This is a genomic window from Methylobacterium sp. WL64 (assembly GCF_008039945.1).
Taxonomy (GTDB): domain Bacteria; phylum Pseudomonadota; class Alphaproteobacteria; order Rhizobiales; family Beijerinckiaceae; genus Methylobacterium.
In genome coordinates this window covers 1-851 of record NZ_VRVA01000300.1, presented here as the reverse complement: position 1 = coordinate 851, position 851 = coordinate 1, and the positions used below count along the sequence as shown (strand labels likewise).

General features: G+C 64.5%; 1 pseudogene. It reads left to right on the top strand.

The window, feature by feature from the left end:
- Positions 1 to 24: 24 nt before the first annotated feature.
- Positions 25 to 851, top strand: a pseudogene (locus FV242_RS33995) (GGDEF domain-containing protein); the annotation flags it as partial.

Below are 851 nucleotides of genomic sequence, written 5' to 3'. Positions count from 1 at the left end.
GTAGGCGCGATCGCGAGGTGCCTGATGCCCTCGATGCAGCGCCTGACGCGTCCGTTCCGTTCCGCCCGCACCTGGATCGCACTCGGCGTTCTGGCGCCCCTCGGTATGGTCGTGGTCTCCGGCCTCATGCTGCTCGATCTGCGGCAGGATGCTTGGGACAAGGCCGAGCAGACCTCCAAGAACCTCCTCCAGGTCCTTGAGCGCGACATTGCCCGCAACATCGAGATGTACGATCTCTCGCTGCGCGCCGTGGTCGACAACCTCAAAACCCCGGGCCTCGATCAGCTCAGCCCCGCGCTACGCCAGCTCGTCCTGTTTGATCGCGCTGCTACGGCCCAGGACCTGGGCGTCATGCTGGTCCTCGACGAGAACGGCGACAGCATCATCGACGCGAGTACCCTGTCCGCGCGCAAGGTGAACAACGCTGACCGTGCCTACTTCCAAGCGCATAAGGCCCGGTCCGATCTCGGCCTCTACATCAGCGAACCGCTGGTCTCCCGACTGACGGGCACCCACATCGTCGTGCTCAGCCGTCGCATCGACAAGCCCGATGGCACATTCGGCGGGGTTGTCCTCGGAACCCTGAAGCTGTCCTTTTTCACACACCTGTTCGACCGGATCGGTCTCGGGCGCGACGGAGCGATCAACCTGTACCTGCGTGATGGCACGCGGGTCATGCGCCACCCCTACGCTGTCCCCGACATCGGCGTGAACATAGCGGGTGGCCCGAACTTCGCGCGGTTCGCGGGCAGCCGCAGCGGCAGCTTCGTCGGTCCATCGGCGCGTGACGGCGTAGAGCGGTTCTACACCTTTATGCAGGTGGGAGATCTGCCGATGATCCTCAACGTGGC